28 protein-coding genes are annotated in these 25,746 nt (G+C 54.7%); 7 read left to right on the top strand and 21 right to left on the bottom strand.

The features are described from left to right. Positions 1-6: 6 nt before the first annotated feature. Entirely contained in the window at positions 7-1,221 is a 1,215-nt protein-coding gene (locus Q9245_RS02170) for a pyridoxal phosphate-dependent aminotransferase (protein WP_305895627.1), read from the bottom strand. A 254-nt stretch (positions 1,222-1,475) separates the two neighbouring features. Here Q9245_RS02170 and Q9245_RS02165 point away from each other — a divergent pair, with 254 nt between their 5' ends. Both Q9245_RS02165 and Q9245_RS02160 read left to right on the top strand, forming a co-directional pair. Next, positions 1,476-1,961 carry a glutathione peroxidase gene (locus Q9245_RS02165; protein ID WP_305895626.1) on the top strand — a complete coding sequence of 162 codons (486 nt, stop codon included), beginning with the start codon at positions 1,476-1,478 and terminating at the stop codon, positions 1,959-1,961. Then, a complete protein-coding gene (locus Q9245_RS02160; protein WP_305895625.1) occupies positions 1,939-2,430 on the top strand; it encodes a MarR family winged helix-turn-helix transcriptional regulator in 492 nt (163 codons plus the stop codon). Before Q9245_RS02165 ends, Q9245_RS02160 begins: the two co-directional genes overlap by 23 nt. On the opposite strand, the gene Q9245_RS02155 is transcribed toward Q9245_RS02160, so the two are convergent. Together Q9245_RS02155 and Q9245_RS02150 are read right to left on the bottom strand one after the other, a co-directional pair. Further along, positions 2,381-4,372 carry an ATP-binding protein gene (locus Q9245_RS02155; protein ID WP_305895624.1) on the bottom strand — a complete coding sequence of 664 codons (1,992 nt, stop codon included), beginning with the start codon at positions 4,370-4,372 and terminating at the stop codon, positions 2,381-2,383. The genes Q9245_RS02160 and Q9245_RS02155 overlap by 50 nt on opposite strands. Before the next feature lie 38 nt (positions 4,373-4,410). Further along, entirely contained in the window at positions 4,411-5,181 is a 771-nt protein-coding gene (locus Q9245_RS02150) for a hypothetical protein (RefSeq protein ID WP_305895623.1), read from the bottom strand. 232 nt (positions 5,182-5,413) lie between these two features. Between Q9245_RS02150 and Q9245_RS02145 the strand changes: the two genes are divergently transcribed. After that, positions 5,414-6,415, top strand: a complete 1,002-nt coding sequence (locus Q9245_RS02145; RefSeq protein WP_305895622.1) for a LysR family transcriptional regulator — start codon at positions 5,414-5,416, stop codon at positions 6,413-6,415. On the opposite strand, the gene Q9245_RS02140 is transcribed toward Q9245_RS02145, so the two are convergent. The 8 genes from Q9245_RS02140 to Q9245_RS02105 all read right to left on the bottom strand — a co-directional run bounded on the left by Q9245_RS02140 (position 6,404) and on the right by Q9245_RS02105 (position 13,347). Beyond that, positions 6,404-7,369, bottom strand: coding sequence for a GNAT family N-acetyltransferase (locus tag Q9245_RS02140; RefSeq protein ID WP_305895621.1), 966 nt, complete (start codon positions 7,367-7,369; stop codon positions 6,404-6,406). The two genes, Q9245_RS02145 and Q9245_RS02140, sit on opposite strands and share 12 nt — an antisense overlap. A gap of 3 nt (positions 7,370-7,372) precedes the next feature. Continuing rightward, positions 7,373-8,524 carry a cupin domain-containing protein gene (locus tag Q9245_RS02135; RefSeq protein ID WP_305895620.1) on the bottom strand — a complete coding sequence of 384 codons (1,152 nt, stop codon included), beginning with the start codon at positions 8,522-8,524 and terminating at the stop codon, positions 7,373-7,375. 15 nt (positions 8,525-8,539) lie between these two features. Next, positions 8,540-9,907 carry an adenylosuccinate lyase gene (gene purB, locus Q9245_RS02130; protein WP_305895619.1) on the bottom strand — a complete coding sequence of 456 codons (1,368 nt, stop codon included), beginning with the start codon at positions 9,905-9,907 and terminating at the stop codon, positions 8,540-8,542. Positions 9,908-9,982: 75 nt separating this feature from the next. Then, entirely contained in the window at positions 9,983-10,603 is a 621-nt protein-coding gene (gene hflD / locus Q9245_RS02125; protein ID WP_305895618.1) for a high frequency lysogenization protein HflD, read from the bottom strand. Beyond that, positions 10,600-11,778 (bottom strand): tRNA 2-thiouridine(34) synthase MnmA, encoded by a 1,179-nt coding sequence (mnmA, locus tag Q9245_RS02120; protein WP_305895617.1) that lies wholly within the window; start codon positions 11,776-11,778, stop codon positions 10,600-10,602. Before mnmA ends, hflD begins: the two co-directional genes overlap by 4 nt. A 51-nt stretch (positions 11,779-11,829) precedes the next feature. Next, a complete protein-coding gene (locus Q9245_RS02115) occupies positions 11,830-12,279 on the bottom strand; it encodes an NUDIX hydrolase (protein WP_305895616.1) in 450 nt (149 codons plus the stop codon). Further along, the gene (locus Q9245_RS02110) at positions 12,276-12,923 is read right to left on the bottom strand and encodes a pseudouridine synthase (protein ID WP_305895615.1); all 648 of its coding nucleotides are present in this window, start codon (positions 12,921-12,923) and stop codon (positions 12,276-12,278) included. Before Q9245_RS02110 ends, Q9245_RS02115 begins: the two co-directional genes overlap by 4 nt. Positions 12,924-13,056: 133 nt before the next feature. Further along, complete coding sequence (locus Q9245_RS02105) at positions 13,057-13,347, bottom strand: cold shock domain-containing protein (RefSeq protein ID WP_305895614.1); 291 nt, start codon at positions 13,345-13,347, stop codon at positions 13,057-13,059. 288 nt (positions 13,348-13,635) lie between these two features. On the opposite strand from Q9245_RS02105, the gene clpS reads away from it, so the two are divergent. Together clpS and clpA are read left to right on the top strand one after the other, a co-directional pair. Continuing rightward, on the top strand, positions 13,636-13,995 hold the full coding sequence (gene clpS / locus Q9245_RS02100; RefSeq protein WP_114333516.1) for an ATP-dependent Clp protease adapter ClpS: 360 nt from the start codon (positions 13,636-13,638) through the stop codon (positions 13,993-13,995). Positions 13,996-14,013: 18 nt separating this feature from the next. Next, the gene (gene clpA / locus Q9245_RS02095; protein ID WP_305895613.1) at positions 14,014-16,284 is read left to right on the top strand and encodes an ATP-dependent Clp protease ATP-binding subunit ClpA; all 2,271 of its coding nucleotides are present in this window, start codon (positions 14,014-14,016) and stop codon (positions 16,282-16,284) included. Positions 16,285-16,335: 51 nt separating this feature from the next. Here the strand turns inward: clpA and infA are convergent, their stop codons facing one another. The 9 genes from infA to Q9245_RS02050 form a co-directional block, all read right to left on the bottom strand. After that, positions 16,336-16,554 carry a translation initiation factor IF-1 gene (gene infA / locus Q9245_RS02090; RefSeq protein WP_044386042.1) on the bottom strand — a complete coding sequence of 73 codons (219 nt, stop codon included), beginning with the start codon at positions 16,552-16,554 and terminating at the stop codon, positions 16,336-16,338. 80 nt (positions 16,555-16,634) lie between these two features. After that, positions 16,635-17,348, bottom strand: coding sequence for an arginyltransferase (locus Q9245_RS02085; protein WP_305895612.1), 714 nt, complete (start codon positions 17,346-17,348; stop codon positions 16,635-16,637). Between the two features lie 9 nt (positions 17,349-17,357). Then, positions 17,358-18,062 carry a leucyl/phenylalanyl-tRNA--protein transferase gene (aat, locus tag Q9245_RS02080; RefSeq protein ID WP_305895611.1) on the bottom strand — a complete coding sequence of 235 codons (705 nt, stop codon included), beginning with the start codon at positions 18,060-18,062 and terminating at the stop codon, positions 17,358-17,360. Positions 18,063-18,077: 15 nt separating this feature from the next. Then, positions 18,078-19,031 (bottom strand): thioredoxin-disulfide reductase, encoded by a 954-nt coding sequence (gene trxB, locus Q9245_RS02075; protein ID WP_305895610.1) that lies wholly within the window; start codon positions 19,029-19,031, stop codon positions 18,078-18,080. 151 nt (positions 19,032-19,182) lie between these two features. After that, positions 19,183-20,091 (bottom strand): MoxR family ATPase, encoded by a 909-nt coding sequence (locus Q9245_RS02070; protein ID WP_305895609.1) that lies wholly within the window; start codon positions 20,089-20,091, stop codon positions 19,183-19,185. 7 nt (positions 20,092-20,098) lie between these two features. Then, a complete protein-coding gene (locus Q9245_RS02065) occupies positions 20,099-21,022 on the bottom strand; it encodes a carbon-nitrogen hydrolase (RefSeq protein ID WP_305895608.1) in 924 nt (307 codons plus the stop codon). After that, complete coding sequence (locus Q9245_RS02060) at positions 21,019-22,071, bottom strand: agmatine/peptidylarginine deiminase (protein WP_305895607.1); 1,053 nt, start codon at positions 22,069-22,071, stop codon at positions 21,019-21,021. Before Q9245_RS02060 ends, Q9245_RS02065 begins: the two co-directional genes overlap by 4 nt. 100 nt (positions 22,072-22,171) lie before the next feature. Continuing rightward, entirely contained in the window at positions 22,172-22,477 is a 306-nt protein-coding gene (locus Q9245_RS02055) for a hypothetical protein (protein WP_305895606.1), read from the bottom strand. A 103-nt stretch (positions 22,478-22,580) separates the two neighbouring features. Further along, positions 22,581-23,168 carry a PilZ domain-containing protein gene (locus Q9245_RS02050; protein WP_305895605.1) on the bottom strand — a complete coding sequence of 196 codons (588 nt, stop codon included), beginning with the start codon at positions 23,166-23,168 and terminating at the stop codon, positions 22,581-22,583. 96 nt (positions 23,169-23,264) lie between these two features. Here Q9245_RS02050 and Q9245_RS02045 point away from each other — a divergent pair, with 96 nt between their 5' ends. Together Q9245_RS02045 and lolD are read left to right on the top strand one after the other, a co-directional pair. Next, positions 23,265-24,509, top strand: coding sequence for a lipoprotein-releasing ABC transporter permease subunit (locus Q9245_RS02045; protein ID WP_305895604.1), 1,245 nt, complete (start codon positions 23,265-23,267; stop codon positions 24,507-24,509). Next, positions 24,502-25,212 carry a lipoprotein-releasing ABC transporter ATP-binding protein LolD gene (gene lolD / locus Q9245_RS02040; RefSeq protein WP_305895603.1) on the top strand — a complete coding sequence of 237 codons (711 nt, stop codon included), beginning with the start codon at positions 24,502-24,504 and terminating at the stop codon, positions 25,210-25,212. The genes Q9245_RS02045 and lolD overlap by 8 nt, the downstream gene beginning before the upstream one ends. Here lolD and Q9245_RS02035 read toward each other — a convergent pair. After that, positions 25,200-25,745: a DUF2062 domain-containing protein gene (locus Q9245_RS02035; RefSeq protein ID WP_305895602.1), complete on the bottom strand. Its 546-nt coding sequence runs from the start codon at positions 25,743-25,745 to the stop codon at positions 25,200-25,202. The two genes, lolD and Q9245_RS02035, sit on opposite strands and share 13 nt — an antisense overlap. Position 25,746: the final 1 nt, after the last annotated feature.

Here is a 25,746-nt window from a genome sequence, read left to right as displayed (position 1 = left end):
CTCCGGTTACTGGCGGTAATGTTCCAAGAAGTTGCCCAAGCGGCCCATGGCATCTGCCAGTGCCTCTTTGCGCGGCAGGAATACAACGCGAAGATGCTGTTGGTCATCGATGTTGAATGCGGAGCCTTGCACCAGCAGAATTTTTTCCTGCAACAACAGATCGAGCACCAGCTTCTCATCGTTTTGAATCGGGAAATGCTTCCGATCCAGCTTCGGGAACAGATAAAGTGCTCCCTGAGGTTTCACACAGCTGACTCCGGGAATGTCGTTCAGCATGCGCCATGCGGTGTCACGTTGCTCGTAAAGCCGTCCTCCGGGAGCCACCAGATCGTTGATGGACTGGTATCCGCCCAATGCGGTTTGAATCGCAAGCTGCGCCGGCACGTTGGCGCACAGGCGCATATTGGAAAGCATTTCGATGCCTTCGATCAGATCCTTGGCCCGATGTTTGGCGCCGCTGATGATCATCCAGCCCGCCCGGTAACCAGCGGCCCGGTAATTCTTGGACAAACCGTTGTAAGTGAAGAACAGTACGTCTTCCGCCAGAGACGCGGTGGATGTATGCACGGTTCCGTCGTAGAGAATCTTGTCGTAGATCTCATCGGACAGCACGATCAGATTGTGCTTTCTGGCCAGCTCGATTACCTGGTGCAACAACTCGATCGAGTACACCGCACCGGTCGGGTTGTTCGGGTTGATCAAGACAATGGCCTTGGTGCGCGGCGTGATCTTCTTTTTGATATCTTCGATGTCCGGGAACCAGTTTTGTTGTTCGTCGCAGCGATAATGCACGGGCTTGCCACTTGATAGCGTGACGGCAGCCGTCCAGAGCGGGTAGTCCGGGGCAGGAATGAGCACTTCGTCGCCGGTATTGAGCAGGGCCTGCATGGACATAACGATCAACTCACTGACGCCGTTGCCCAGATAGATGTCGTCAATATCGACTTTGGCGATGCCGCGTTGCTGGCAGTAATGCATCACTGCTTTACGGGCCGAGAACAAGCCTTTCGATTCCACGTAACCCTGTGCTTGCGGCATGTTATAGATAACGTCCTGCTGGATTTCTTCCGGCACATCCAGTTCGAACGCCGCAGGGTTTCCGATGTTGAGTTTCAGTACACGGTGCCCCTCTTCTTCCAGTCTGCGCGCCTCCCTGAGAACCACGCCGCGAATTTCGTAACACACGTTGTCGAGTTTGGCGGATTTGGAGAAGTTATGCATGGCGTGCAGAGATCCTTAGCTAACGGTCTGGAAGAGATATGCGAGATAACACAAGCCCACTATTCTAGCGGAGTGAGGGGCTGGGGGAACAGGGGCAAATGTGTTCAATTGTGGCGAATTCAGGCGAGTTTGCGAGCGAATGTTGAAGTGAATGCTGGGTAGCGTGATCTGCCGACTCTCGCCGATCTGGTTTTTTGCAATTAAATTGTGCACAATCTAATTTCAGCGATCTAACGATAACAGGAGCTAATGGTATGGCGAACGAATCTATTTATGATTTCAGTGCCAGGGATGTGAAAGGCAGCGACGTGGCGATGGCCGACTATAAGGGCAAGGTGCTTCTGATTGTTAACACGGCATCCAAGTGTGGTTTTACACCGCAATTTGAAGGGCTTCAGGAGCTGCGCACCGAACTGGGCGCCAAAGGGTTTGAGGTGTTGGGATTCCCTTGCAACCAGTTTATGAATCAAGACCCGGGTAGCAACGAGTCCATCACCGAGTTTTGCTCTTTAAACTATGGGGTGGATTTCCCTATGTTTGCGAAAATTGACGTGAATGGCGACGGTGCTCACCCGCTGTACCGCTTCCTGAAAAAAGAAGCAAAAGGTTTGATGGGTAGCGAGAAAGTGAAGTGGAATTTCACCAAGTTCCTGGTCAATAAAGATGGTCAGGTGGTGCGTCGCTATGCGCCGACGGTCAAACCTGCGGACATTCGGAATGACATCGAAAAGTTGCTCTGAAATACCGGGTGCTGATCAGCTGCTGGCGCTGGACAATCAACTGTGTTTTGCGCTCTACGCGGCCAATAGGGCCGTCACGGCACGCTACCGGCCGTTGCTGAAAGAGCTAGGCCTGACCTATCCGCAATATTTGGTGATGTTAGTGCTCTGGCAGCAAGATCAAGAGGACCGGGCACCTAAAGTGTCAGAGCTCGGAGAGCGTTTGCGGCTCGATTCCGGTACGTTGACACCGCTGCTGAAAAGGCTGGAAGAGCGTTCTCTGGTCAAGCGCACGCGCGGGCCAGACGACGAGCGGGTGGTGCGGGTGGCTCTGACACCCGGCGGCCGCCTGTTGCGCGCTGAGGCCGTAGCGGTACCCCAGCGTCTGATGTGCGGTCTTGATGTTGATCCGGGGCGCGTAGCCTCGCTGCGGGGCGAGCTCAGAGATCTTCTTGAGATTCTGGAGCGGGTGGAGCCCAGCGCACAATAGCGGCTTTTAGCTCTTCGCGGTTATAGGGTTTGGTAATGTAGTCGTTCATGCCGGAGTCAAAGCACGCTTCTTTGTCGCCTTGCATCACGTTGGCCGTCACGGCGATCACCGGGAGATCGTTCCAGAGCGGATTGCGTCGTATCTCACGAGTGGCTTCGTAGCCATCCATAACCGGCATCTGGCAATCCATGAGTACCAGATCGTAGCTCTCTCGTTTGAGGGCTTCGATGGCGAGTGCTCCGTTTTCCGCGGTATCGACCTTATGTCCCAGCCGCCTTAGAATTGCGCTCGCGACCAGCTGGTTTACATGATTGTCTTCCACCAGAAGAATCTTCAACAACGGAATGGCACCGGAAGGTATTTCCTCGGCGGGCGCGCTGTCCTGAATCGGTTCATCATGAATGGGTAAAGGCAGGGTAACGGTAAAGTGGGTGCCTTTTCCGGGTGATGAATCTACTTTGATCCGGCCGTTCATGCGATCAACCAGCTGCCGGCAGAGGGTCAGACCCAGCCCGGTACCGCCATAGAGGCGGGTGGTATCCGAATCGGCTTGCGAGAACGGCGAAAAGATCTTGTGCAGGCCTTCCTGCGACATTCCGATGCCGGTATCGATGACTTCGATGCGAAGTTTTCCGGATGAATAGCTGGCCCGAACCTTGACCTTACCTTGATTGGTGAATTTTATGGCGTTGCTCAGAAGATTATTGAGCACCTGGCGGGTCCGGGTCGGGTCGCCGAGGAAGTAGGCGGGTAGGTCGCCGTCGATCTGTTTGACCAAAGCAATGCTTTTGCTACGAGCCTGCTGAGCGTGCAGAGCCGTGCATTCACTGATCAGTTCCCTTGCTGAAAACGGGATGATTTCAAGGCTCAGCTTTCCTGCTTCGACTTTCGAGATATCCAGGATGTCATTGAGGAGATCCAGCAGGTTTTCGCCCGCTTTCGAAGCAATTTCGATACGACTTTTTTGCCGTGGGTCGCTTTCGTCTTCGACCGCCAGCCCAAGCATCCCCAGCATGCCGTTCAGCGGAGTGCGTATTTCGTGGCTCATGCTGGCGAGGAAGTTAGCCCGGGCACGAGCCCGTCGCACAGCGTCCTCTTTCGCTTTCACAAGCGCCCGGTTACCGCGCTGAAGGGCGGCGTTTTTCTCGGATATCTCGCGGGTCCGTTCTTCGACTTCATGTTCCAGATGAGTCGAATAATTCTTCATGGTACGTTCTGCCGAACGGAGTCGTTCAACGCTGACCTCCATATTATGAAGGTGTTCGTTGATGATCCCGACCATCGCGCCGATCTCGTCGTGTTCATGGTTCTCGGGAATGGGGAGACGAACCTTCTCCGGAGATCTGTTGTTTGCCTGCCCCAAGGCACCGATCAGGCCCATCATAGGGCGTGTCAGCACAATGTAAAAAATAGCCAGAAGTGCCAACGTTAACACCAGGCTTTTCAGCATGCCGATCAACAGCGTGTTACCCGCCCGCTTCAGAAACTGCAGACCATAATGGTAGGTGTCGATGGTGAGGACCAGGCGGCCAAGGGATAGATCTCTCAGCTGGGGTACTTGCAGGGTTTCGGCAAACGTGCGGCTGTGCCCGAACAACGAATCACTGATCCACCTGTAGGGTGAACTTACGCTGGGCGTGCTCGAAGCCGCCATGGTCTTGTGGTCGTTATCGATGATCCGGGCGTCAATCGTGGCCGGGTGCAGCAACAAACCGTCCAGCAGCTCTTCGGCAAGGCGGACATCAATGTTGTAGGCGATCTGTGAGGCCGGGCTGCGGCTGATCTCGAGTAGCGCGTGAACTTCCTGATCCATCGCCTCCCGGGCAGTGAAGTAGTCCAGGGTTATTTGCATCAGGTTCAACAGCAACCCCAATGCCATGGCTACCAGAACGGTATCTCGGGTCAGTCGATACGAAAGCCGTTTTTTGAACCTGTTAAACACGGTGGCTGGGAGTCCTTGTCTTGCGCTCTGTCTTCGGTTTAGTTATCGAAGTCTTTTCGTTTTTTCCACGATTCTTCATCTTGCAGCATGTTGTCCCATTCCTGATCCAGTTTGGTGCCGTGTTCGGCAACCATGTCATCGTCCTGCAGGCTTGCCTCGAGTTCTTTAATCCGGGTTCTGAAGCTTTTCACGGCTTTCAACGCCAGAGGGTTATCCTTTGATTTAACCATTTCCATACTGGCTGAATGATAGGAATGGATGGCTTTGCGAATGTCGTTCTGGCGAACGTGTTCCCTTGCCTGGAATACGTGCAGGTCCGCGTGGGTTTTGTGGATCAGAAACAACACATACTTAAGGTTTTGTTTGGCAGTGGGCGCATCTATTCGACCGCTTTTATGCATGCCTTCGATTAGCTTGAAGAGGTTGGTCAGGTGCTCTTTGATGTGTTGGGCTTTTTCGGGCGAGTCGATCTTGACGGGTGGATGGTTGTCCGTTTTGTCTACAACCTGTTGCCGGGTTTGTTTGACGGTATTGAGCCACGGGTCAACGGGCTTGTCGGTCTTGAGAGCGGCCAGATTTCTACACGCATCTTCCATTTGTTTAAGCAAAATAAGCTTTAGCCCGGAGTTCAGGTATTGTCCTGGAATCTCGGTCAGCAGCCGGTCGGCTCGTTTGTAGCTGTCTTGTTGCTCCCGGATTTTTCGCAGGCGTTCGATGCGTGACTTTTCACGCATTTGGCTGACCACGATGATCACTAAAGACAGAGCAACGATGGTCGCGAGGATGATGACGATGGTGGTTGCTTCCATGTTCAGGGCGTGGCTCCAAATAAAGGTTGGCGAACGAGGGCTGGGTCGGCGTGCCAACGAATTCTGCGATATAACAGTCTGAAAGACTAGCAGAAATCTCTTGGTTCGTCCGGATGGTTCCGGTGACGGCGAAAGGGGGCATAGATTTAATGAATTTTGATAACGCGGTATATTGTTCGCGTGAATGAGCGCGGTTTCTGTGTTCCGGTTTTCTGACCTAAAGGTGTCGTTGATGGATATTTCCCGAGTGGATCTTAATTTGCTGGTGTACCTCGATGTGCTGTTGAGGGAACGGAATGTCACCAAAGCGGCAAACCATCTCGGCATTACCCAGCCGGCTATGAGTAATGGCTTGAGGCGGCTACGGGATCTATTCGGCGATCCGATACTGGTGCGAACCAGCGAAGGAATGACGGCGACAGAGCGAGCCCAGGAGTTGCAGCCGTTGGTGCGTTCGATTCTCTCCAATATTGAGCAGGCGGTTCAGGAAAAAACACCCTTCGCGGCAGAGAACAGCCAGCGGGTGTTTAGAATTATGGCCAGTGACTACGCGGAATCCTGCCTTATGCCTCGGGTATTGCGCCGCATTCGTCAGGAAGCGCCGCACGTGACCCTGGATGTGCTGACACCCAGTGATGTCAGCTTTCTCGACGTGGAGCAGGGGCGGCTGGATATGGCCATTAACCGGTTCGATAAAATACCCCAATCGTTCCACCAGAAAACGCTTTGGACCGAATATTTCGCCTGTTTGATGAATGCCCGCAATCCGGTTTTGGTCGAGCCTTTCACTTTGGATACCTACTTGGACGCAAGCCATATCTGGGTCAGTAAAACCGGCTTTGGTGTGGGTGTCGGGGTGAACCCGAAGGATGTGCAGCGATTGGGCTGGGTGGACGAAGCTCTGGGTTTGATGGGGCGTAAACGCCAGATCTCGGTGTTCACACGGCACTATCAGGTGGCAATGTTGTTGGCCGAGCAGCATGATTTGATCGCGACTTTGCCGTCACGAGCTGCCTGGCTCCAGAAAGATAATCCGAACCTTGTGGTGAAGGTGCCCCCGTTTGAGATCCCTCCGTTCGAACTCAAAATGGCGTGGAGTCCGCTGCTGCAGCACAACTCGGACCATCAGTGGCTGAGAAAGCTGATCGCGGAAGTTGCCGAAGAGGTAGACGATGAATTTGCGCCCTTCGGCGCTCAGTTTGAATCGCCCCAGGCACTGGGGTCAGATCGGTAGCTCGCGCAGCTCGAGAGACGATTGGGCTGTCTCCCACATGCGCTGGAACGCCTCTTCTTTCAACTTCAACCGCCGTCCGGCAGCAAAATTGGCGAAACCTTCAGGCTTGTTGAAGTCGTGGCGGCAGATCAGGCCGTCACGGTCCACCACGACGAAGGGCTGGTCTTCGTGCGGGTAGTCGTCGTTGAGCACACGAAGCTCGATGCGGCTGGGCAATCGTCGCATCAGTTCGATCAGGCGATGACGTCTTTGCACCAAGGGCTTGTCATCGTGAATCAGGATGCGAACCTCGCTTAGGCGGTGATGGCGGGCAACAGCGGAAATCAGCTCCCGCAGTTGGTGGCGGTCGTACCGATCATGATCCAGCATGCGGTCATAAATCCACAGGCGTTGTCTCGCCTGGCCCACCAACGAGTCCATCAGTTCTATAAAGGTGCTTTCCTGATTGAACAACCAGCTTTCGGCATCAACGCCGAGGATGAGCGGCTGAGAGCGATGGCCGAGCCCATGATGAGCAAGCGCCGGGGCTAAGCAGCGCATATCCAGGTGGGGAATGCCGGCGTCGTCATAGGGGGATGAACAAACATGAAAGCCGCAGCGCTGGTAAAAACCGACAGCGTGTTGCTGGGCCGAAAGCCTGAGTTCCTGATAACGGCCGGCGGATTCTTTTAACAGGTGCTGAATGAGGGCTTCACCAATGCCGCGCCCGCGATATTCCGGCAGGACCGCCATACGCCCGATGTACCCGGTTTCTTCCAGGGCGGAAAACAACCGAGCGGTGGCAATGGGTTGGTTGTTCCGGTCTACCGCCAGGTAATGGTCGGCAATCTCGTCGGTGTCATCCCACTCCAGTTCAGGGGGGACTTGTTGTTCGTCGATAAACACCCGTTGGCGGATATCGCGAATGGAGCCGGGTGCCAGTTGCCAACTGTACTTTCGGAATTTTGGACGCATTGCTTACTCGAAGTACACGGAGCCTTGGTTGTAAAGTGTCGTCAACAGACCAACCAGCGCTTCATCGCTGGCAAAGGTGGCCAGTTTGGATTGATCGATACGGGCGCCGGAGCACAATAGAGCTGCGATTGGTTGAGCATCACCTTTCAGTAAATACTGTTCGCCGTCCACAAATAGGGCGGTTTCGCCCTCAAACTCGTGGTACGCGAACCGGGAGCCTTCGTTCCAGCGCAGTTGCTCGCCGGCTTCAATGGCGGCGGCCAGGTCTTCCGGTGCCGCAGGCTCTTCGGCAGGCACAACGATGTCGAGGCTTTTCGGGGCCGTGGTGTACTGGCCAAACCAGAGTGCCAGTTTGCGCCGGTCACTGATCTGTTCGCGAATCACTTGATCCAGGCGATCAATCACGTCTGGGGCAATGGTGCCGGGGTTGTCCTGAACGGTCAGATCGGGGTCGCCCAGATGCTCTGAAGCTTTCTCTTGATTGCACAGGAAGTCGGTAAAGCCGGTCAGCAAGTCATCAATCGTTGGTGCTCGGAAGCCAATGGACAGGGTAATGCAGTCGTCTTCGGCAACACCGTGGTGGCCGATTCCGGGGGGGAGATAAAGCATGTCGCCCGGTGCCAGAGTGACGGTTTCTTCGCCGTCCCAGCTGCTGAGAATCCTCAGGGGGGTGCCCTCAACTCTGGGTGAGGTGTGGTCGCAATGGCCACCAAAGGTCCAGCGTCGATGGCCTTCGGCCTGCAGCAGGAATACATCGTATTGGTCGTAATGAGGCCCTACGCTGCCACCCTTTGGGGCATAGCTGGCCATGATGTCATCCAGCCGCCAGTTCGGGATGAAGCGAAATGCCTCCAGCAAATCGGATACTTCCGGAACCCAGTGATCCAGACCCTGAACCAGCAAGGTCCAGTCTTGTTCGGGCAAAGCGCTGAATCGTTCCGGCGAGAACGGGCCGTTTTGCAGTTGCCAGGGCTTGCCCGCATCGTTTTCGATAACGATGCGGGATTCCACGGTTTCTTCACAGGCCAGACCTGCCAGTTCATCCGGACTCACCGGGCACTGGAAGCCGGGGAAGGCCTGACGGATGACAAGAGGTTTCTTCTGCCAGTAATCGCGCAGGAACTCAGACGCTGTCAGTCCGCCAAGCATATCCATGGTGCTGCTCCAGATTTAAATGTTGCCGGCTTGTTCGACGGCATTGCCAATGTAGGTTTCCGGTGTCAGGGCGCGAAGCTCTGCTTTCGCTTCTTCCGGAATCTCCAGTGTTTCTACGAAATTCTGAATCACCTCCGCCGACATGGTTTTACCGCGGGTAAGATCCTTCAGCTTTTCATAAGGCTTTTCGATGTTGTAACGGCGCATCACGGTCTGGATGGGTTCCGCCAATACTTCCCACGCACTGTTGAGGTCTTCGCCCAAACGAACCGGATTGATTTCCAGCTTGCCCAGACCTTTCAGGGTGGCTTCGTAAGCAATCAGGCTGTGGGCAAAGCCAACGCCGAGGTTGCGAAGTACGGTAGAGTCGGTCAGGTCACGCTGCCAGCGGGAAATCGGTAACTTGGCAGACAAGTGCCCGAAAATGGCGTTGGCAATGCCCAGGTTGCCTTCCGAGTTTTCGAAGTCGATCGGATTGACCTTGTGAGGCATGGTGGAAGAACCGATCTCGCCAGCCACCGTTTTCTGTTTGAAGTAACCCAGAGAGATATAGCCCCAGATATCACGATCCAGATCGATCAGAATGGTGTTGAAGCGCGCGATGGCATCGTAAAGTTCCGCGATGTAATCGTGGGGTTCAATCTGCGTGGTGTACGGGTTCCAGTCGAGGCCGAGGCGTTCAATGAATTCTTTGGCGTTCGTGGCCCAGTCCACCTGCGGGTACGCTGACAGGTGAGCGTTGTAGTTGCCAACGGCACCGTTGATCTTGCCCAGCAGCTCCACCGATTTGATCTGCTTGAGCTGACGACGCAGGCGGTAAACCACGTTAGCCAGTTCTTTGCCGACCGTGGTCGGGGAGGCTGTCTGGCCATGAGTACGTGACAGCATGGGCTGTTCGGCGTGGTCTTTGGACAGCTCGGCCAGTTTATCGATGACTTGTTCCATGCCCGGCAGTAACCCATGATCCAGGCCTTCGCGTAGAATCAGGGCGTGAGACAAGTTGTTGATGTCTTCAGAGGTGCAGGCGAAATGCACGAATTCGGTGACGGCGTGAAGCTCGGGAACCTCTGCAATCTTCTCTTTGATGAGGTATTCAACCGCTTTAACATCGTGGTTGGTGGTACGCTCGATTTCTTTGATGCGTTCCGCGTCTGCCAGACTGAATTCGCTGACCATCTTGTCCAGAAAGGCATTGGCTTCAGCAGAAAAGGCCGGTACCTCGGTAATCGCCGGGTGTTCAGCCAGTTTCTGTAGCCAGCGGATCTCGACGGTTACCCGGTTACGGATCAGGCCATATTCACTGAAGATGCTGCGAAATACGCTGACTTTGCTGCCGTAGCGTCCATCGACCGGTGAAATGGCGGTCAGGGCGTTGAGTTCCATCGAAAACCTCTCAGTTCATCAAAGAATCGGATAAGAAAATTAGAGTCTCTATGATACACCAGCCCGCGTTGCGAATCAGCGCAACAGCTCTCGGGCGTGGTTGATCACTTTTCTCCGGGAGAAAATAAGCTGCCAGCGGCGGCCGCCACATTGACGCCAGAGCACCGCGGAACGAATGCCGGCAAGAAGCAGGGCGCGAACTTTAGCAGCGTTCTCGTCCTGCTGCAGGACTTGCGGGTTGCCGCTGACTTGAATGCGCAGGCGGAAGGTGCTGATGGTGTCGGTGTAGATCGAGGCCAGGTTGCCAATCAGGTTGCTATGGTTATAGCCGAAGTGGCTGGCCGTGTGGCGCGCCTGATCGATGCGGCTTCCAATCACATTCAGGATATCCGGGCTGTTTTTCAGTTTGGATTCCAGTTGAACGAGATTCAGCACATAGCGGAGTGTCTCCACGTCCTGAGAGCGGCTTTGTTGCGCCAGGGAGGTTGAAAGGGCTTTCAGGCCTTCCTGAATATCCGACAACTCGCCACCATACACGTCGAGTGTGGTCGCCGGGTCGGTGGCGAACAGTGACCGCAATGACGTTTCAAGGCTTGCTTCGTCGCAGGTGCCTTTGTGGGCGACTTGCTGCACCAAAGAGGCAGCCTGGAATAATCCAGCCAAAGCCAGAGTCTGGTCGTGCAGGGTGCGGCTCATGAACGTGCCTCGAGGCAGCCGTCTTGATTCAGGCGAGCGGGCAGAGCTTCGTCGTCGCGCCAGGTTTGTTCGATGACACCGCCGCCCAGGCACACGTCGTCGATGTAAAATACGACGGACTGACCCGGTGTCACTGCCCGCTGGGCGTCGTCGAAGACGACTTTTACGCCGCCGTCAATGACGGTGACTTCGCAATCTTGATCCGGTTGACGGTAGCGGGTTTTGGCCTTGCAGCGGAACTGTCCGGAAGGTGCTTCGCCGGCAATCCAGTCAATCGGACCGGACACCAGCCCACGAGAAAACAGCAATGGGTGATGCTTGCCTTGTACCGCTATGAGTACATTTCGGCTTAAGTCTTTCTCGGCAACGTACCAAGGGTCATCCCCGTATTTGGCCAGCCCACCGATTCCCAAACCTTGGCGCTGGCCAATCGTGTGGTACATCAGGCCCTGATGTTTGCCGATCACTTCGCCATCCGGAGTTTCAATGTTGCCAGGCTGGGCGGGCAGGTACTGTTTAAGAAAGTCGGTGAACTTGCGCTCGCCGATGAAACAGATGCCCGTGGAATCTTTTTTGTCGTGGGTGATAAACCCTTGCTCTTCGGCAATGCGGCGCACTTCGGGTTTCTCCAGTTCACCCACCGGGAACAGGGTGCGGGCAATGCGGTCGCCAGACACGGCGTGCAGGAAGTAGCTCTGGTCTTTGTTCGGGTCTAACCCTTTCAGCAGCTCGGCCTTGCCGCTGCCATCATTCAGCGGGCGCTGGCGGGTATAGTGCCCGGTTGCAATGTAATCTGCGCCCAGGGTAACGGCATAGTCCAGAAAGGCCCGGAACTTGACTTCCTTGTTGCACAGGATGTCGGGGTTGGGCGTGCGGCCGGCACTGTACTCAGAGAGAAAGTGCTCGAACACACGATCCCAGTATTCAGCGGCGAAGCTGGCGGTATGCAGTTTGATGCCGATGGCATCGACTACGGCTTGCGCGTCGGCAAGGTCGGTCATCGCGGTGCAGTATTCCGTGCCGTCATCTTCGTCCCAGTTCTTCATGAACAGGCCTTCCACCTGGTAGCCCTGGTCTTTCAATAACCAAGCGGCAACCGAAGAGTCGACACCGCCGGACATGCCGACGATGACACGGGTGTTTTCTGGGGCTTTGGAATCAGGATTTGGAGTCATGAGCCTACTGGTAACCGGTTAGAAAGCGGCGATTTTAGCACCTTGTGAGGGTTACGTCTGTCCGTCTATCACGACTTCAAGGGGGAATTGCCGACCGTTTCGGTAATCCTCGATGCATTGCAGGACCAGAGGGCTGCGTAATTTGCTTCCCAGTTCACGAATCTCGTCCAGCGTCAGCCAGTGCGGGGCGATGATACCGTCATCCAGTTTGTCCGTGATCTTTCGGAGCGGTTTGGCTGCGTAACAAAATCGGTGGTAGGTGACGCCGTTAGCCGGTGCTTTGTAAGTGTAAATGCCCAGAAAGTAGGTGGGCTCCACTTCCCATCCGGTTTCTTCCAGTGTCTCCCGGCAGGCAGCATCGAGAATCAGTTCGTCTTCTTCAATGTGCCCGGCCGGTTGATTGAAAACTACCTGGCCGTTGCTGAGTTCTTCCACGAGTAAGTAGCGGCCTTGGTCATCTTCAGCGATAACGGCCACTGTTGCGTGAGGCTTCCAAATCATTTTGATGCAGATCTCCTGTTGGGTCGGCGCGCTTTTGGTGCACGAGTGCCAGACCGATGCCTCTGTCTTGAAGGCGCTGTCGGGGTGTCGGGAAGGTGTACTTGTTCCATCCGGAACTCGCCCGGTTGCAGCTTGTCGAGCGTCCAATCGCCAATCTGATAACGTACCAGCCTAAGCGTTGGGTAGCCAACGGCTGCGGTCATTCTGCGTACCTGTCGGTTGCGACCTTCGCTGATGGTCAGTTCAATCCAGCTGGTAGGGACGGTTTCCCGATGCCGAACGGGTGGGTTGCGATGCCAAAGGTCGGGGGGCGCCATTCTCCGTGCTTTTGCCGGGCGGGTAGGGCCATCTTTCAGATTTACCCCCTGGGAAAGCCGATCAATTGCGTCGCCCGAGATATCGCCCTCTACCTGAACCCAATAGGTTTTGGGCATTTTGTTACGCGGTGACGCAATACGGTGTTGCAAGGGGCCGTGATTGGTGAGTAGAAGAAGCCCCTCGGAATCATAGTCAAGTCGCCCGGCCGGGTAAAAGCCTGGCTGCTTGATCCATTCTGCCAGCGTTGACCGAGGGTTTTCGGTTCGCTCGTCCGTGAACTGGCTGAGAACCTGAAAGGGTTTGTTAAACAGGATGATGTCCGCCATTCACAGAGTCCTGTCAGTTGCGGGTTGACCGAGCTGACAAGCGTACTGCAATGCAGGCAATGAAAAAAGTATGGGAATGGATTCCCACCGGTATATACCGGCAGGGCGAAGGTTTAGCTGCGCCGAAACCGGTTCAGGCGTTGGCGGCTCTGGGTGGATACCCGTCGCGATTATTGCCGGATTGGGCATCTTGCCCGGCGGATGTTCTGTCACCAGGTGCCAGATCCGGAACGATGTTTACGGCATGAACGCCCTTATCGCTCGGTTTTTTCTCGAACGTGACCGCTTGTCCCGCCTTGAGGGTTTTGTAGCCCTCAATCTGAATGGAAGAAAAGTGCGCGAACAGATCGTCGCTGCAGCCATCTTCAATGATGAAGCCGTATCCCTTGGCGTTGTTGAACCACTTGACCTTGCCCCTCGGCATGATGAACTCCCCCGTCCCTTTGCTGTCTCTTTTATTATTGGAGTGTTTTTCTGCTGATAAACTTCTGCTGCATTTTGTTACATTAAATTACATACGATATTAACTGTCGACCAATCAGGTTTCTGAGTCAAGGATCACAGCTGATTGAATAAGTGTTTCATCAGGGTATGGAATCGGTATCATGTTCACAGGATTCGTTAACCCGTGCTTGCATGGGCGCCAGCCTTGAAAATGTCTGGCCGGGTAACCACATTAAGATAGCCATCCGAATAATCGGTACATAGAACCATGCGGACAATTGAAAATTCTCTACTAATATTTAATCAGGGGGAGGACGACCAGCCCGGGCGTCAAGATGGGGTGAGTGTAGCGCCCGAGAAGCCGGCCCTGAAGCGTCCCGCCCGCTTTAGGGTGCTGCTCCTGAATGACGATTACACCCCGATGGATTTTGTGGTGGAAGTGTTGATGACGTTCTTCGGCATGAACGAAGAGAAGGCGACGCAGGTGATGCTGCTCGTCCATACGCAAGGAAAGGCCGTATGTGGGGTATATACCCGCGACATCGCAGAAACGAAGGCGGCGCAGGTGAATCAGTATTCGTCAGAATGCGAACACCCGTTGCTTTGCGAGATAGAACGCGCGGACTGACAGACCTAGGGGTAGCCCATGCTGAGTAAAGATCTTGAACTTACGCTGAATACAGCCTTCAAAAATGCCCGCGACAAGCGCCATGAATTCATGACCGTGGAGCATTTGATGTTGGCTCTTCTGGATAATGAATCGGCAGTGGGAGTGTTGAAAGCTTGTGGTGCAGACCTCAAACAGCTTGAGGACGAACTGATTGAGTTTGTGGATTCCACCACGCCTCTGATTCCGTCCAGTGACGGCGACCGGGAAACCCAGCCAACACTCGGTTTTCAGCGTGTGCTGCAGCGGGCGGTATTCCACGTTCAGTCTTCTGGCAAGAAAGAAGTAACTGGCGCAAATGTGCTGGTCGCGATTTTCAGCGAACAGGAAAGCCAGGCGGTTTATGTTCTCAAGAAGCAGAATATTGCACGCATTGATGTGGTGAACTTTGTGTCCCATGGCATTTCACGTGTGCAGGGTGCTGAGGACCAAGAGGGCGCCGACCATGCGGCTCAAGAAGAGGCGGGTGAAGAAAGCGGTCACGCGCGTCCTCTGGAAAATTACGCCGCAAACCTGAACGAGCAGGCCCGTGAGGGCCGTATTGACCCGTTGATTGGTCGTGAGACCGAGGTGGAGCGGGTTGTGCAGATTTTGGCACGCCGCCGGAAGAATAACCCGTTGCTGGTTGGTGAGGCCGGCGTGGGTAAAACCGCGATTGCGGAAGGTCTGGCTCGCAGAATTGTTGATGGAGAGGTGCCGGAGATTATCTCGGACGCTGTGGTCTACTCCCTGGATATGGGGGCTCTCTTGGCCGGCACTAAATACCGTGGCGACTTCGAAAAACGCCTGAAAGGTTTGCTCAGTGATTTGAAGAAGCAAGAGCATGCCATTCTTTTCATTGACGAAATCCACACCATTATCGGTGCAGGATCGGCATCGGGTGGGGTGATGGATGCGTCCAATTTGCTCAAGCCTATGCTGAGTTCCGGTGAGTTGCGGTGTATTGGCTCGACGACCTATCAGGAATTCCGTGGCATCTTCGAGAAAGACAGCGCTTTGGCGCGTCGCTTCCAGAAGATCGATGTCAACGAGCCTAGTGTTGAGGATACCTACCAGATTCTCAAGGGCCTCAAACCAAGCTTTGAGAAACACCATGACCTGACCTATACCGATCAGGCGCTTCGGGTTGCTGCCGAGCTGGCGGACCGATACATCACTGACCGGCATATGCCGGACAAGGCTATTGACGTGATCGATGAGGCTGGTGCGCGTCAGCGTCTCCAGCCGGAAGACAAGCGCAAGAAGTCGGTTGAAGTGGTTGATATCGAGGATGTGGTCGCCAGCATTGCGCGGATCCCGCCGAAGAATGTGTCCACCAGCGACAAGGATCTCTTGCGCAACCTTGAGCGTAACCTGAAAATGGTGGTGTTCGGGCAAGATCCGGCTATTGAATCTCTGTCAACCGCGATCAAGCTGGCTCGCGCTGGTTTGAAGGCGCCCGAGAAGCCTGAAGGAGCCTTCCTGTTTGCGGGGCCGACCGGGGTAGGTAAAACCGAGGTGACCAAGCAGTTGGCCAAGGTTCTGGGTATCGAGCTGGTTCGCTTCGACATGTCGGAATACATGGAACGCCACACGGTGTCTCGCTTGATTGGCGCGCCCCCAGGGTATGTCGGTTATGACCAGGGTGGTCTGCTGACAGAAGCCGTAAACAAGCATCCCCACTGTGTTCTGCTGTTGGACGAAATCGAAAAGGCGCACCCGGAAGTGTTCAACCTGCTGCTGCAGGTTATGGATCACGGCACGCTGACCGATAACAATGGCCGCAAGGCGGATTTCCGTCATGTGATTCTGGTGATGACCACCAACGCCGGTGCCGAAAACATGGCTCGTCGTTCCATTGGATTCAGTGAGCAGGATCACAGCACTGACGGCATGGAGGTGATCAGCAAGACCTTTACGCCTGAATTCCGGAACCGTCTGGATGGCATAATCCAGTTCGGCGATCTGCAAAAATCCACGATTACCCACGTCGTGGACAAGTTCCTGACAGAACTTCAGGCGCAGCTTGACGAGAAGCATGTGGTCTTGCATGTGAGTGAGGCGGCCAAGTCCTGGTTGGCAGAGAAAGGCTACGATTCGACCATGGGCGCCAGGCCAATGGCGCGTTTGATCCAGGACAAGATCAAGCGACCTCTGGCGGAGCAGATATTGTTCGGCAAGCTATCGGAGAAGGGCGGGGATGTGTTCATCCAGCTTGAGAATGACGAGCTGGTTTTTGAATACGAGGATGAACCGGCAGAAGCCATCTGAAGTAACAAAAAAGCCCCGCATTAGCGGGGCTTTTCAGATGTCACGAGAGCATTAACGGGCGCGGTAAACGATGCGGCCTTTGCTCAGGTCATAGGGAGTCAACTCTACCTTGACCTTGTCTCCAGTTAGGATGCGGATGTAGTTCTTGCGCATCTTTCCTGAGATGTGTGCGGTCACAACGTGGCCGTTTGACAGCTCAACGCGGAACATGGTGTTTGGAAGCGTGTCTAGAATAACGCCTTCCATTTCAATGACATCTGATTTCGCCATTCAGTAAAAACCTCGTTCGGAATACTTTCGGTGATTTTAAATTGCGCAATTCTGCCTGAATTCTTGTCGTTTGGCAAAAATCAGGTACTTCTCATTTCATGCCACTGACCGTCTTGCAGTGCTTCGATGGGTCTGTAGCGGGTTTTGTAGTTCATTTTTTTGCAGGCTTTGATCCAGTAGCCCAGATATAGGTGAGGTAACTCTCGTGCCTTGGCTTCTTGAATTTGCCAAAGCACCGCAAACGTACCGAGGCTTCGGTGTTCGTGTTCCGGAGCGAAGACGGTGTAAATCGCAGACAGGCCGTCGTCAAGCAAGTCGATGGCGGCCAGTCCGATCAACTCATCGTTCAGGATGATTTCCAGGAACCAGGAGTCGGTGGAGCCTTCAACCAGAAACGATGTGAACTGTTCCCGAGTGGGAGGGTACATGTCGCCATCCTCGTGGCGTTCTTCGATGTAGTGCGCGTACAAGCGGTAATAGCGTTCGTTGTATGCCGCTGGTACCAGGCGGCATGTAAGGTCGGCATTCTTTCTGAGCACTCTGCGCTGGCTGCGGTCCGGTTGGAATTTATCGACCTTCAGGCGCACAGGCACGCAAGCCGAGCATGACTCGCAGTGAGGTCGGTAATAGTGTGAGCCGCTACGACGAAAACCAAGGGCGGTGAGTTGGCTGTAGAGTTTTTTGTCAATGTCCGCCCGCGGGTCAACAAACATGGTGGTGGCTTCACGATCAGGAAGGTAGCTGCAATCGTGGGCGGGGGTCGCAAAGAAAACAAGCGTTCGGAGATTACTCATGCGCTTCTCCTAACGAGGCCACTGCCATGTAAAATTCCAGTTGGGCGCTTTTGGCGGGGCGTCTACACATGCCTTGAGTATAGATAAAAAATCGGCGCGGGAAATGGTTGTTGCACCCATAGATAGCAAGTGGCTGCTCTCAACCTGGCAGTCCATGAGCTCATAGCCCCATTCTTTCAGTTGGTGTGCAAGGTGAACCATGAGTACTTTTGAGGCATTGGTTTCGAGCGAAAACATGGATTCTCCGAAGAAACACCGCCCCAACGCAACGCCGTACATTCCGCCGGCGAGATCGCCGTTCTGGTTCCACACCTCAATAGAGTGGGCAATGCCCAGGCGATGAAGTTCGCAGTAGGCGTCGATCATTTCATCGGTAATCCAGGTGCCTTCAGCTCGAATAGAGGCGCAAAGCCGGATGATGCGGCCAAAGCACTGGTCTGAGGTGATGCGGAAACGCCGCTGGTTGAGGGTACGGCGCAGACTGCGGGACACGTGGACCTGTCCGGGGATCAGCACGCACCTTGGGTCAGGCGACCACCACAGGATGGGTTGGTCATCGCTGAACCACGGAAAGATGCCGTTCCGGTAAGCCAATTGGAGCCTGTCAGAAGACAGGTCGCCACCGACGGCCAGCAGGCCGTCGGGGTCTTCCAGAGCTTCTTCAGCAGGAGGGAACCAGAGCTTGTCTGGCTCGATCCATGGTAACGACGTCATATCGACGGGTTCGCCTTAGTTTTGCTGATCCAGGAACTTCTCTGCATCCAGGGCGGCCATGCAGCCAAAGCCTGCCGAGGTTACCGCCTGACGGTAAACGTGGTCTGCCACATCGCCGGCCGCAAAGACACCGGGAATACTGGTTTGGGTGGCCATGCCTTCCAGTCCGGATTTGATTTTCAGGTAGCCGTTTTCCATGTCCAGCTGACCGCTAAACAGGTCTGTATTCGGTTTGTGGCCGATGGCGATGAACACGCCCGCCAAATCCAGATCTTGCGTGTTGCCGTTTTCAGTGCTCTTGATACGCATCCCGGTAACGCCGGTGCCATCGCCGAGCACTTCTTCCAGAGTGTGGTTCCAGATAATGTTGACGTTGCCGTTTTCGGCTTTTTCGAACAGCTTGTCCTGAAGAATTTTTTCAGAACGCAGTTTGTCGCGACGGTGCACCAGAGTGACTTCATCTGCGATGTTCGACAGGTACAGTGCTTCTTCAACCGCGGTGTTGCCACCACCGATGACAGCAACTTTCTGCTTCCGGTAGAAGAAACCGTCGCAGGTTGCGCAGGCTGATACGCCTTGGCCTTTGAATTTTTCTTCAGATTCCAGGCCCAGATACATGGCCGAAGCACCGGTGGCGATGATCAGGGCATCGCAGGTGTATTCACCGCTATCGCCTTTGAGGCGGAACGGGCGGTTTTGCAGGTCGGCTTCGTTTATGGTGTCGTAAACAATGGATGTTTCGAAGCGCTCGGCATGTTTCTGCATGCGCTGCATTAGCTCCGGACCCTGAACGCCATCGTTGTCGCCGGGCCAGTTGTCAACGTCGGTGGTGGTAGTAAGCTGCCCGCCCACTTCAATGCCGGTAATCAAAGTTGGGTTCAGGTTAGCGCGGGCTGCGTAAACTGCAGCGGTATAGCCGGCCGGGCCGGAGCCAAGAATGATCAGGCGGGAGTGCTGGGTTGTGCTCATCGAAATCTCGCTAATAGTTTGGTCTGATGAGAGCTCATTACGTGAGCTCAGTGTTCGAAGTGTGGTGAAAGGCTATCATGATTTTGAATGGCTGCCATTTGTTTCACAATATACCGTTCATTGAAGCTGGCTATGTAGGGGGTGGCTCAGCTTAAAGAACAGAGACCGTGCTCAGAAGCTGACGGACCCGTTCATGGCTCTTGCCGGTTTCGCCTTGCTCAAGGCGATGTTCGGCCACAGCAGGGAACACCGCTTGAAGGTCGTCTGGCAGTACATGATCTCTTCCCGCCATGAGCGCCCAGGCTTTTGCCGCGCGCAACAATCCCAGACCGGCGCGAGGCGATAGCCCGTACATCAAACCCGGCATCCGGCGGCTTTGTTCCAATAACCGCTGCAGGTAATCGAGCAGGGCGGGGCTGGCCGAGACCTTTCCAACGGCGGCTTGAGCGTGTTCGAGCTCCGCTTGAGGCAAAATGGCTTCAAGGCGGGCAGTCAACGCTCTTCTGTCTTCACCTTCCAGCAGTTCTCGTTCAGCCTTGGGGTCCGGGTAGCCCAGTTTCAGCCGCATCAGGAAACGGTCGAGTTGCGATTCGGGTAACGGAAAGGTACCGCCTTGTTCGATCGGGTTTTGAGTGGCAATCACGAAAAACGGTGAAGGCAGAGGGCGCGTTTCCCCTTCAATCGAGACTTGTCGTTCTTCCATGGCCTCCAGCAGCGCACTTTGGGTTCGCGGAGACGCCCGGTTGATTTCGTCCGCCAGTACCACTTGTGCGAAAATAGGCCCAGGGTGAAATACCAGGTTGTTGGCCTGCTTGTCGTACATGGAGTAACCCAGCACGTCGGCAGGCAGCAAATCGTTGGTGAACTGGATGCGCTGATAGCTCAGCCCCATGATGCTGGCCAGTGCATGGGACAGAGTTGTTTTACCCATGCCGGGAATGTCCTCGATCAGCAAGTGGCCACGAGCGAGCAAACCGCACAAAGCAAGGCGCACTTGAGGCTCTTTCCCCAGCAAAATGGTGTTGAGTTCGTTAACAACCTTGTCCAGCTTTTGCTTCATACCTTCGTTAATCCCTGACCCGTTTTAGAATGTCGCCGTAGGCATCGATTCGTCTGTCTCTCAGGTACGGCCAGATTCTGCGAACGGATTCAGAGCGGTTGCGATCCAGTGTGGTGATCAGGATATCTTCTTGTTGCTCGTCGGCACGGGCAAGAAATTCGCCTTGCGGGCCGCAGATGAAGCTGTTGCCCCAAAAAAGAATCCCGTCGGTTTGTCCCGAAGGGTCAGGCTCCGTGCCGACCCGGTTCGGAGCGATCACCGGCAGGTTATTGGCCACCGCATGGCCCCGCTGCACGGTAACCCAAGCATCGAGCTGGCGAGCTTGCTCGTCTTTGTCATCGGTGATGTCCCAGCCAATGGCTGTCGGGTAAATCAGGAGTTCTGCGCCAGACAGTGCCATCAGGCGTGCGGCTTCGGGATACCATTGATCCCAGCACACCAAAACGCCCAATTTGCCAACAGAGGTCTGAATGGGCGTAAACCCACTGGTGCCGTCGTTAAAGTTTGCGTCTCCCGGGGTGAAATAGAACTTCTCGTAAAAACCGGGGTCGTCAGGAATGTGCATTTTCCGGTAGATGCCGGCAAGGCTGCCGTCTGTTTCAAAAACAACCGCGGTATTGTGGTACACGCCGTTCATTCGGCGCTCGAAGATCGAGCCCACCAGTACGATGCCGAGTTCTTTCGCCAGGGCGGATAAATACGTGCTGGTTGGCCCGGGGATCGGTTCGGCCAACTCGAAAATATCGGTGTCTTCGGTTTGGCAGAAATACAAAGTGGCGTGCAGTTCCTGCAGCACAACCAGTTGCGCGCCGCGTTTGGCGGCTTCACGAATTAACCGTTCGGACGTAGCCAGACTGACCGCTTTATCATCACTGCAGTGTTGTTGGATAGCTGCAACAGTGAGCTGGCTACGGGTTTTTCCGTGGATCATACCTCTACAACTCCTGCCGGAATCTGCATGGTGACGCAGTGTAAGCTGCCATGCTGGTAAATCAGCGGGCGACAGTTGATGGGAATGATTTCCCGATCAGGAAATATGTCACCCATAACGCGTATGGCTTCTTGATCTTGTTGCACATCGTAAGTCGGCAGTAGCACGGCTTCGTTGATGATCAGGAAGTTGGCATAGGTTGCCGGTAAGCGCTCGCCGTCTTCGTCGAAAATGGCGTCGGGCCAAGGCAGAGCCGTTAGTTTGTAGGGCGTTCCGTCCTTCTGGCAGAAACCCTGTAGCTCTTCTTCCATGGCGGCAAGTGCGCTGTAATGCTCATCAGCGACATCCGGGCAGGCTACGTAACAAATGTGGTCGGGCGCGCAGAAACGGGCCAGCGTATCGATGTGGCTGTCGGTGTCGTCGCCGGCAAGATAGCCGTGGTTGAGCCAGAGGATGCGCTCAGCGCCGAGCATTTCCGTTAACAACTGCTCAATGCTGGTGCGGTCCATGGCCGGATTGCGGGAGGGCGTGAGCAGGCATTCGCTGGTGGTAAGAAGTGTCCCTTGACCATCAGATTCGATGGAGCCGCCTTCCAGTACGAAGTCCACGCTTTGCATGGAGTGTTTGCCGAACACGCGTGCACCGGCTAAATGCATATTGAGCGCGTTGTCTTTTTCCCAGTTAAATTTTTCACCCCAGGCATTGAACTTGAAGTCGATCAGGGTAGGGCCGTCATTTGTCTCAACGGTGATGGGGCCGTGATCCCGCACCCAGGTGTCGTTGGCGGGCGCCGGCACAGTGATCACTCTGCCGGGCAACTGGTTGCTTTCGGCCCATGAGTTGAGTTCGTCGCCGAGCTCTTGAAGCCGGGCAACGTACTCGCAGCTAATAACCAGATGCTCGAAACGGAGGGTGGCCTTGGCGATTGCCAGAAAAACAGGCTCTACTTCAGCCATGACCGAAGCCCAATCGGTTCCGGGATGGGGCCAGGTCAGCAGGACGGCGCTCTGGGGTGCCCACTCGGCAGGCAAAACTCGTTTGGAACTCACTGTATTAAGCCACCTTGGTTCGCAAAAACTGCCATTCTAGCTGACCGTTATCGGAACGTCAGGCCAAGAGCGAAGAAACTTGTCATTGAAAACGATGTATTTAGTTTTTCTGGCGTTTGGCCACGGTGTGCATAACGAGGTCGCGTTCGAAATAGACTACAAAGTCTGTGTAGTGCCACTGGCTGATAGGCGGCTGACCAACTGGGCCGCGAATGTCCAGCGGGTTCCCCCAGCGCTGTCGCACCGAAGCCTGGCTCATGCCGTTGGCGGGGAGGCTGATGGCACTACGATCCGCTTGGCTGCCGACGGGAATCGCCAAATCTTCTGCCAGAACTGCCGGAGCCATTCCGGCTGTTAGCAGGGCTGCAAGGCCGAGTGCTGTGCGCAGGTTGCGTTTCTTTTTCATCATCGACTCCGTTAATACTGAGTTTGCTTCGGCCTGTTTTGGGCACATGGATAAAGCGTAATATGGTGAAAAGCTTGCTAAAAGCCAACACTTTATTGCGAGTTTACTGTTTTTGTTTCTGCCGTATCTGCCACCGCATCACATGACGAGCAATTTGTTGACGATCGCTTTCGTTCAGCTCGGTGAAAGCGGTCTGAACCCACGCGCCGCCGGCGCTGTTGCGTTCCAAGTCGATCACCCGTGCAATCGCTTGCGGCTGGTAAAGCTCTGGGGGCAGGGTCATGCGAACGGCCATTCGATCCCCCGTTTGCCAGGCGACGGAGGGGCTAAAAAAGGCCAGGCCACCTTCGCTCAGTGTCACATCCTGCCAGTCATCCGGTTGCAACGGATTTTGCTCAAAGGCGATAATGCGCGCCAGCGTGTCCAGCTTGCTATTCAGAGTTGTTATCAGGCCCGTTAGCAGACGGTCGCGTTCGGCAAGGTTGGCCAGATGGTTTTTTATGTCTTGGTCTAGCCGACGGTATTCGGCTTTCAGTGAGTCCAGAGGCGTATCGTTAAAAAGATCGGGATCTGCCGGATTGTTTTCTTCGAGTCGCCGGATTTCCAGCCCAATACGATCCTGGATCCGGAAAAACTCCCGACGATCTTGTGGCGACCTGGGCACTGAGCCCGTAGTATCTTGGCTTGGCATCCTTTCTCCGGATAGCTAAGAAATGTTGATAGTACAAAGTAGTTTAGCAGTTTCTTAAACCACGACAGACCCGAAGGTAGCGACAGGCACCTCCCCATGTTCAGACCCTTATCGTTTTACATTGGTTTGCGGTACACCGCGGCCAAGCGTCGTAATCACTTTATTTCGTTTATCTCCCTCACATCCATGATCGGTCTGATGCTGGGGGTGGCGGTACTGATTATTGTGCTGTCTGTGATGAACGGCTTTGATCAGGAGCTTAAACAGCGCATTTTGGGCATGGTTCCCCATGCCACCATTCAGGGCGCTTCCGGGCCGTTGAATGACTGGGAAGAACTTGATCGTCGAGTGGAGCAGAATCCTGACGTACTGGCGGCAGCGCCTTTTATTCAGGGGCAGGGCATGGTTACCGGCGGTGGTAACGTGCGGGGTGTGATGCTGAACGGCATTTTGCCGGAGCAGGAAGCCTCTGTTTCAATCATTGAAAACCACTTTGTTGAAGGCGGGTTGGGTGATCTCAAATCCGGTGAGTTCGGCATCATCATTGGCCGCTTGATGGCTAACAGCCTTAGGTTAGCCATCGGCGATAAGCTAACGGTGGTGTTGCCCGAGGCTTCCGTAACGCCTGCCGGCGTTTTGCCAAGGCTGAAGCGCTTTACGGTAAAAGGTATCTTCAGTGTCGGTGCTGAACTGGATGGTAATTACGCGCTGATTCACATGGATGACGCGGCTAGGCTGATGCGCACCGGCGGCAAAGCCGAAGGCTTGCGCCTGTTGATGGATGATTTGTTCTCGGCACCGCGGGTTGTTAATGATGTGGCTTCTGGATTAGGAGGCCGTTACTACGTGTCTGATTGGACTCGCACGCACGGCAACTTGTTTAATGCCATCCGTATGGAAAAGACCATGATTGGTCTGCTGCTGATGTTTATCGTGGCGGTTGCCGCGTTCAATATTGTTTCAACGCTGGTCATGGTGGTCACCGATAAAACCGCGGATATCGCCATCCTGCGGACCATGGGGGCGACCCCCGGCCGAATCATGCGCATCTTTATTATTCAGGGCGCCGTGATCGGCGTGTTTGGTACCTTGATTGGCACAGCATTGGGTGTGCTGGGTGCACTGAACATCAGTGCCTTCATCGCCTGGCTTGAGGCTGCCATGGGGCACCAGTTCCTGAGTGCCGATGTGTACTTTATCAGCTACTTACCGTCCCAGTTGCAGTGGCAGGATGTGGCTGTAATCAGTGGTGCCGGCCTGGCGATGAGCCTGCTGGCAACGATTTACCCGGCTTGGCGGGCGTCGCGAGTCGAACCGGCGGAGGCTTTGCGCTATGAGTGATGCAACGATGACCAATACAGCCACGCCGTTAGTGATTGATTGCCGGAAGGTTACACGCACCTACAGTGAAGGCCCGGAAAAGCTGACAATATTTTCCGATATTTCGTTGGAAGTATCTGCCGGTGAAACGGTTGCCATTGTGGGCAGCAGCGGTGCCGGTAAAACCACGCTATTGAATCTTCTGGGGGGGTTGGACAAGCCCTCATCTGGCCAGATCGAAATCTGTGGCCAGAACATTCACGGCCTGTCGGAAGCCGGTCGTGCACGATTCCGCAATCGGCATCTGGGTTTTGTCTATCAGTTTCACCATCTTCTGCCGGAATTTACGGCACTTGAGAATGTCATGATGCCACTGGCGCTGGGAGGAGTGACTCCCCGGCAGGCGAAACCCAAGGCTGAAGCGCTTCTGGAACGTGTCGGGCTGGGGCAGCGTTTGCGCCACAAGCCCGGAGAGCTGTCGGGGGGTGAGCGCCAACGAGTGGCCATTGCCCGAGCTCTGGTCAATGAGCCCAATTGTGTGTTGATGGATGAGCCCACGGGTAACCTGGACCAGCACACGGGTGAAGGAATAAGAGCTCTGATTCAGGATCTGCGCGATAATTCAGGCACGGCTTTTATCATGGTGACCCATGACATGGGGATGGCCAAAAGTTTGGGACGAGTACTTCGGTTAGAGCAAGGAACCTTGGTTCAGGAGTCCTGAGCTTGGCTGCGCTGCCGTTTGGTTCTCAGGTGGCGGCGTAGTTGCCAGTCCGAGCGCACTTTTCGACGCCACAGGTATTGCACGGCCAGATAGGCGATACAGGCGCTGATCGTTGCCAGCAGAAGAGAGCCCAGATATAACGGAATGCCGATTTCAAATAACCGGTCACTGACCCAGTGCCAGTTAGCGTGGAACTCGAAGGGCAGTACTGGCCGGTCCAGTATCCAGGCGCCGACTTTGTAGTTGAAGTAGAAAATAGGTGGCATGGTGAGCGGATTGCTGATCCAAACCAAAGCGACGGATAGCGGCAGGTTTGCGTTAAACCAAATGGCGAAAAAAGCAGCGGCAACCATTTGGAACGGCATTGGAATGAAGCAAAACCAGATGCCAATCAGGAAGGCCCGTGCCACACAGTGACGGTTAATGTGCCACAAATTGGGCTCATGAAGGATATCGCCTAGAAAGTGCAGGCTCTTCATAGACTGCACTTTTTCTGGAGTCGGCAAATACCGTTTCATAAACCTCTTTGGCATT

Source organism: Marinobacter sp. MDS2, assembly GCF_030718085.1.
In the GTDB taxonomy this organism is placed as follows: Bacteria; Pseudomonadota; Gammaproteobacteria; order Pseudomonadales; family Oleiphilaceae; genus Marinobacter.
Note: the sequence above shows the minus strand (reverse complement) of the source record. Positions and strands in the feature narration are given on the sequence as shown.

Coding starts and splice junctions, on each gene's coding strand:
- Q9245_RS02170 (WP_305895627.1), bottom strand. CDS start 1,221: ATGCATAACTTCTCCAAATCCGCCAAACTCGACAACGTGTGTTACGAA.
- Q9245_RS02165 (WP_305895626.1), top strand. CDS start 1,476: ATGGCGAACGAATCTATTTATGATTTCAGTGCCAGGGATGTGAAAGGC.
- Q9245_RS02160 (WP_305895625.1), top strand. CDS start 1,939: ATGACATCGAAAAGTTGCTCTGAAATACCGGGTGCTGATCAGCTGCTG.
- Q9245_RS02150 (WP_305895623.1), bottom strand. CDS start 5,181: ATGGAAGCAACCACCATCGTCATCATCCTCGCGACCATCGTTGCTCTG.
- Q9245_RS02145 (WP_305895622.1), top strand. CDS start 5,414: ATGGATATTTCCCGAGTGGATCTTAATTTGCTGGTGTACCTCGATGTG.
- Q9245_RS02140 (WP_305895621.1), bottom strand. CDS start 7,369: ATGCGTCCAAAATTCCGAAAGTACAGTTGGCAACTGGCACCCGGCTCC.
- Q9245_RS02135 (WP_305895620.1), bottom strand. CDS start 8,524: ATGGATATGCTTGGCGGACTGACAGCGTCTGAGTTCCTGCGCGATTAC.
- purB (WP_305895619.1), bottom strand. CDS start 9,907: ATGGAACTCAACGCCCTGACCGCCATTTCACCGGTCGATGGACGCTAC.
- hflD (WP_305895618.1), bottom strand. CDS start 10,603: ATGAGCCGCACCCTGCACGACCAGACTCTGGCTTTGGCTGGATTATTC.
- mnmA (WP_305895617.1), bottom strand. CDS start 11,778: ATGACTCCAAATCCTGATTCCAAAGCCCCAGAAAACACCCGTGTCATC.
- Q9245_RS02115 (WP_305895616.1), bottom strand. CDS start 12,279: ATGATTTGGAAGCCTCACGCAACAGTGGCCGTTATCGCTGAAGATGAC.
- Q9245_RS02110 (WP_305895615.1), bottom strand. CDS start 12,923: ATGGCGGACATCATCCTGTTTAACAAACCCTTTCAGGTTCTCAGCCAG.
- Q9245_RS02105 (WP_305895614.1), bottom strand. CDS start 13,347: ATGCCGAGGGGCAAGGTCAAGTGGTTCAACAACGCCAAGGGATACGGC.
- clpS (WP_114333516.1), top strand. CDS start 13,636: ATGCGGACAATTGAAAATTCTCTACTAATATTTAATCAGGGGGAGGAC.
- clpA (WP_305895613.1), top strand. CDS start 14,014: ATGCTGAGTAAAGATCTTGAACTTACGCTGAATACAGCCTTCAAAAAT.
- infA (WP_044386042.1), bottom strand. CDS start 16,554: ATGGCGAAATCAGATGTCATTGAAATGGAAGGCGTTATTCTAGACACG.
- Q9245_RS02085 (WP_305895612.1), bottom strand. CDS start 17,348: ATGAGTAATCTCCGAACGCTTGTTTTCTTTGCGACCCCCGCCCACGAT.
- aat (WP_305895611.1), bottom strand. CDS start 18,062: ATGACGTCGTTACCATGGATCGAGCCAGACAAGCTCTGGTTCCCTCCT.
- trxB (WP_305895610.1), bottom strand. CDS start 19,031: ATGAGCACAACCCAGCACTCCCGCCTGATCATTCTTGGCTCCGGCCCG.
- Q9245_RS02070 (WP_305895609.1), bottom strand. CDS start 20,091: ATGAAGCAAAAGCTGGACAAGGTTGTTAACGAACTCAACACCATTTTG.
- Q9245_RS02065 (WP_305895608.1), bottom strand. CDS start 21,022: ATGATCCACGGAAAAACCCGTAGCCAGCTCACTGTTGCAGCTATCCAA.
- Q9245_RS02055 (WP_305895606.1), bottom strand. CDS start 22,477: ATGAAAAAGAAACGCAACCTGCGCACAGCACTCGGCCTTGCAGCCCTG.
- Q9245_RS02050 (WP_305895605.1), bottom strand. CDS start 23,168: ATGCCAAGCCAAGATACTACGGGCTCAGTGCCCAGGTCGCCACAAGAT.
- Q9245_RS02045 (WP_305895604.1), top strand. CDS start 23,265: ATGTTCAGACCCTTATCGTTTTACATTGGTTTGCGGTACACCGCGGCC.
- lolD (WP_305895603.1), top strand. CDS start 24,502: ATGAGTGATGCAACGATGACCAATACAGCCACGCCGTTAGTGATTGAT.
- Q9245_RS02035 (WP_305895602.1), bottom strand. CDS start 25,745: ATGCCAAAGAGGTTTATGAAACGGTATTTGCCGACTCCAGAAAAAGTG.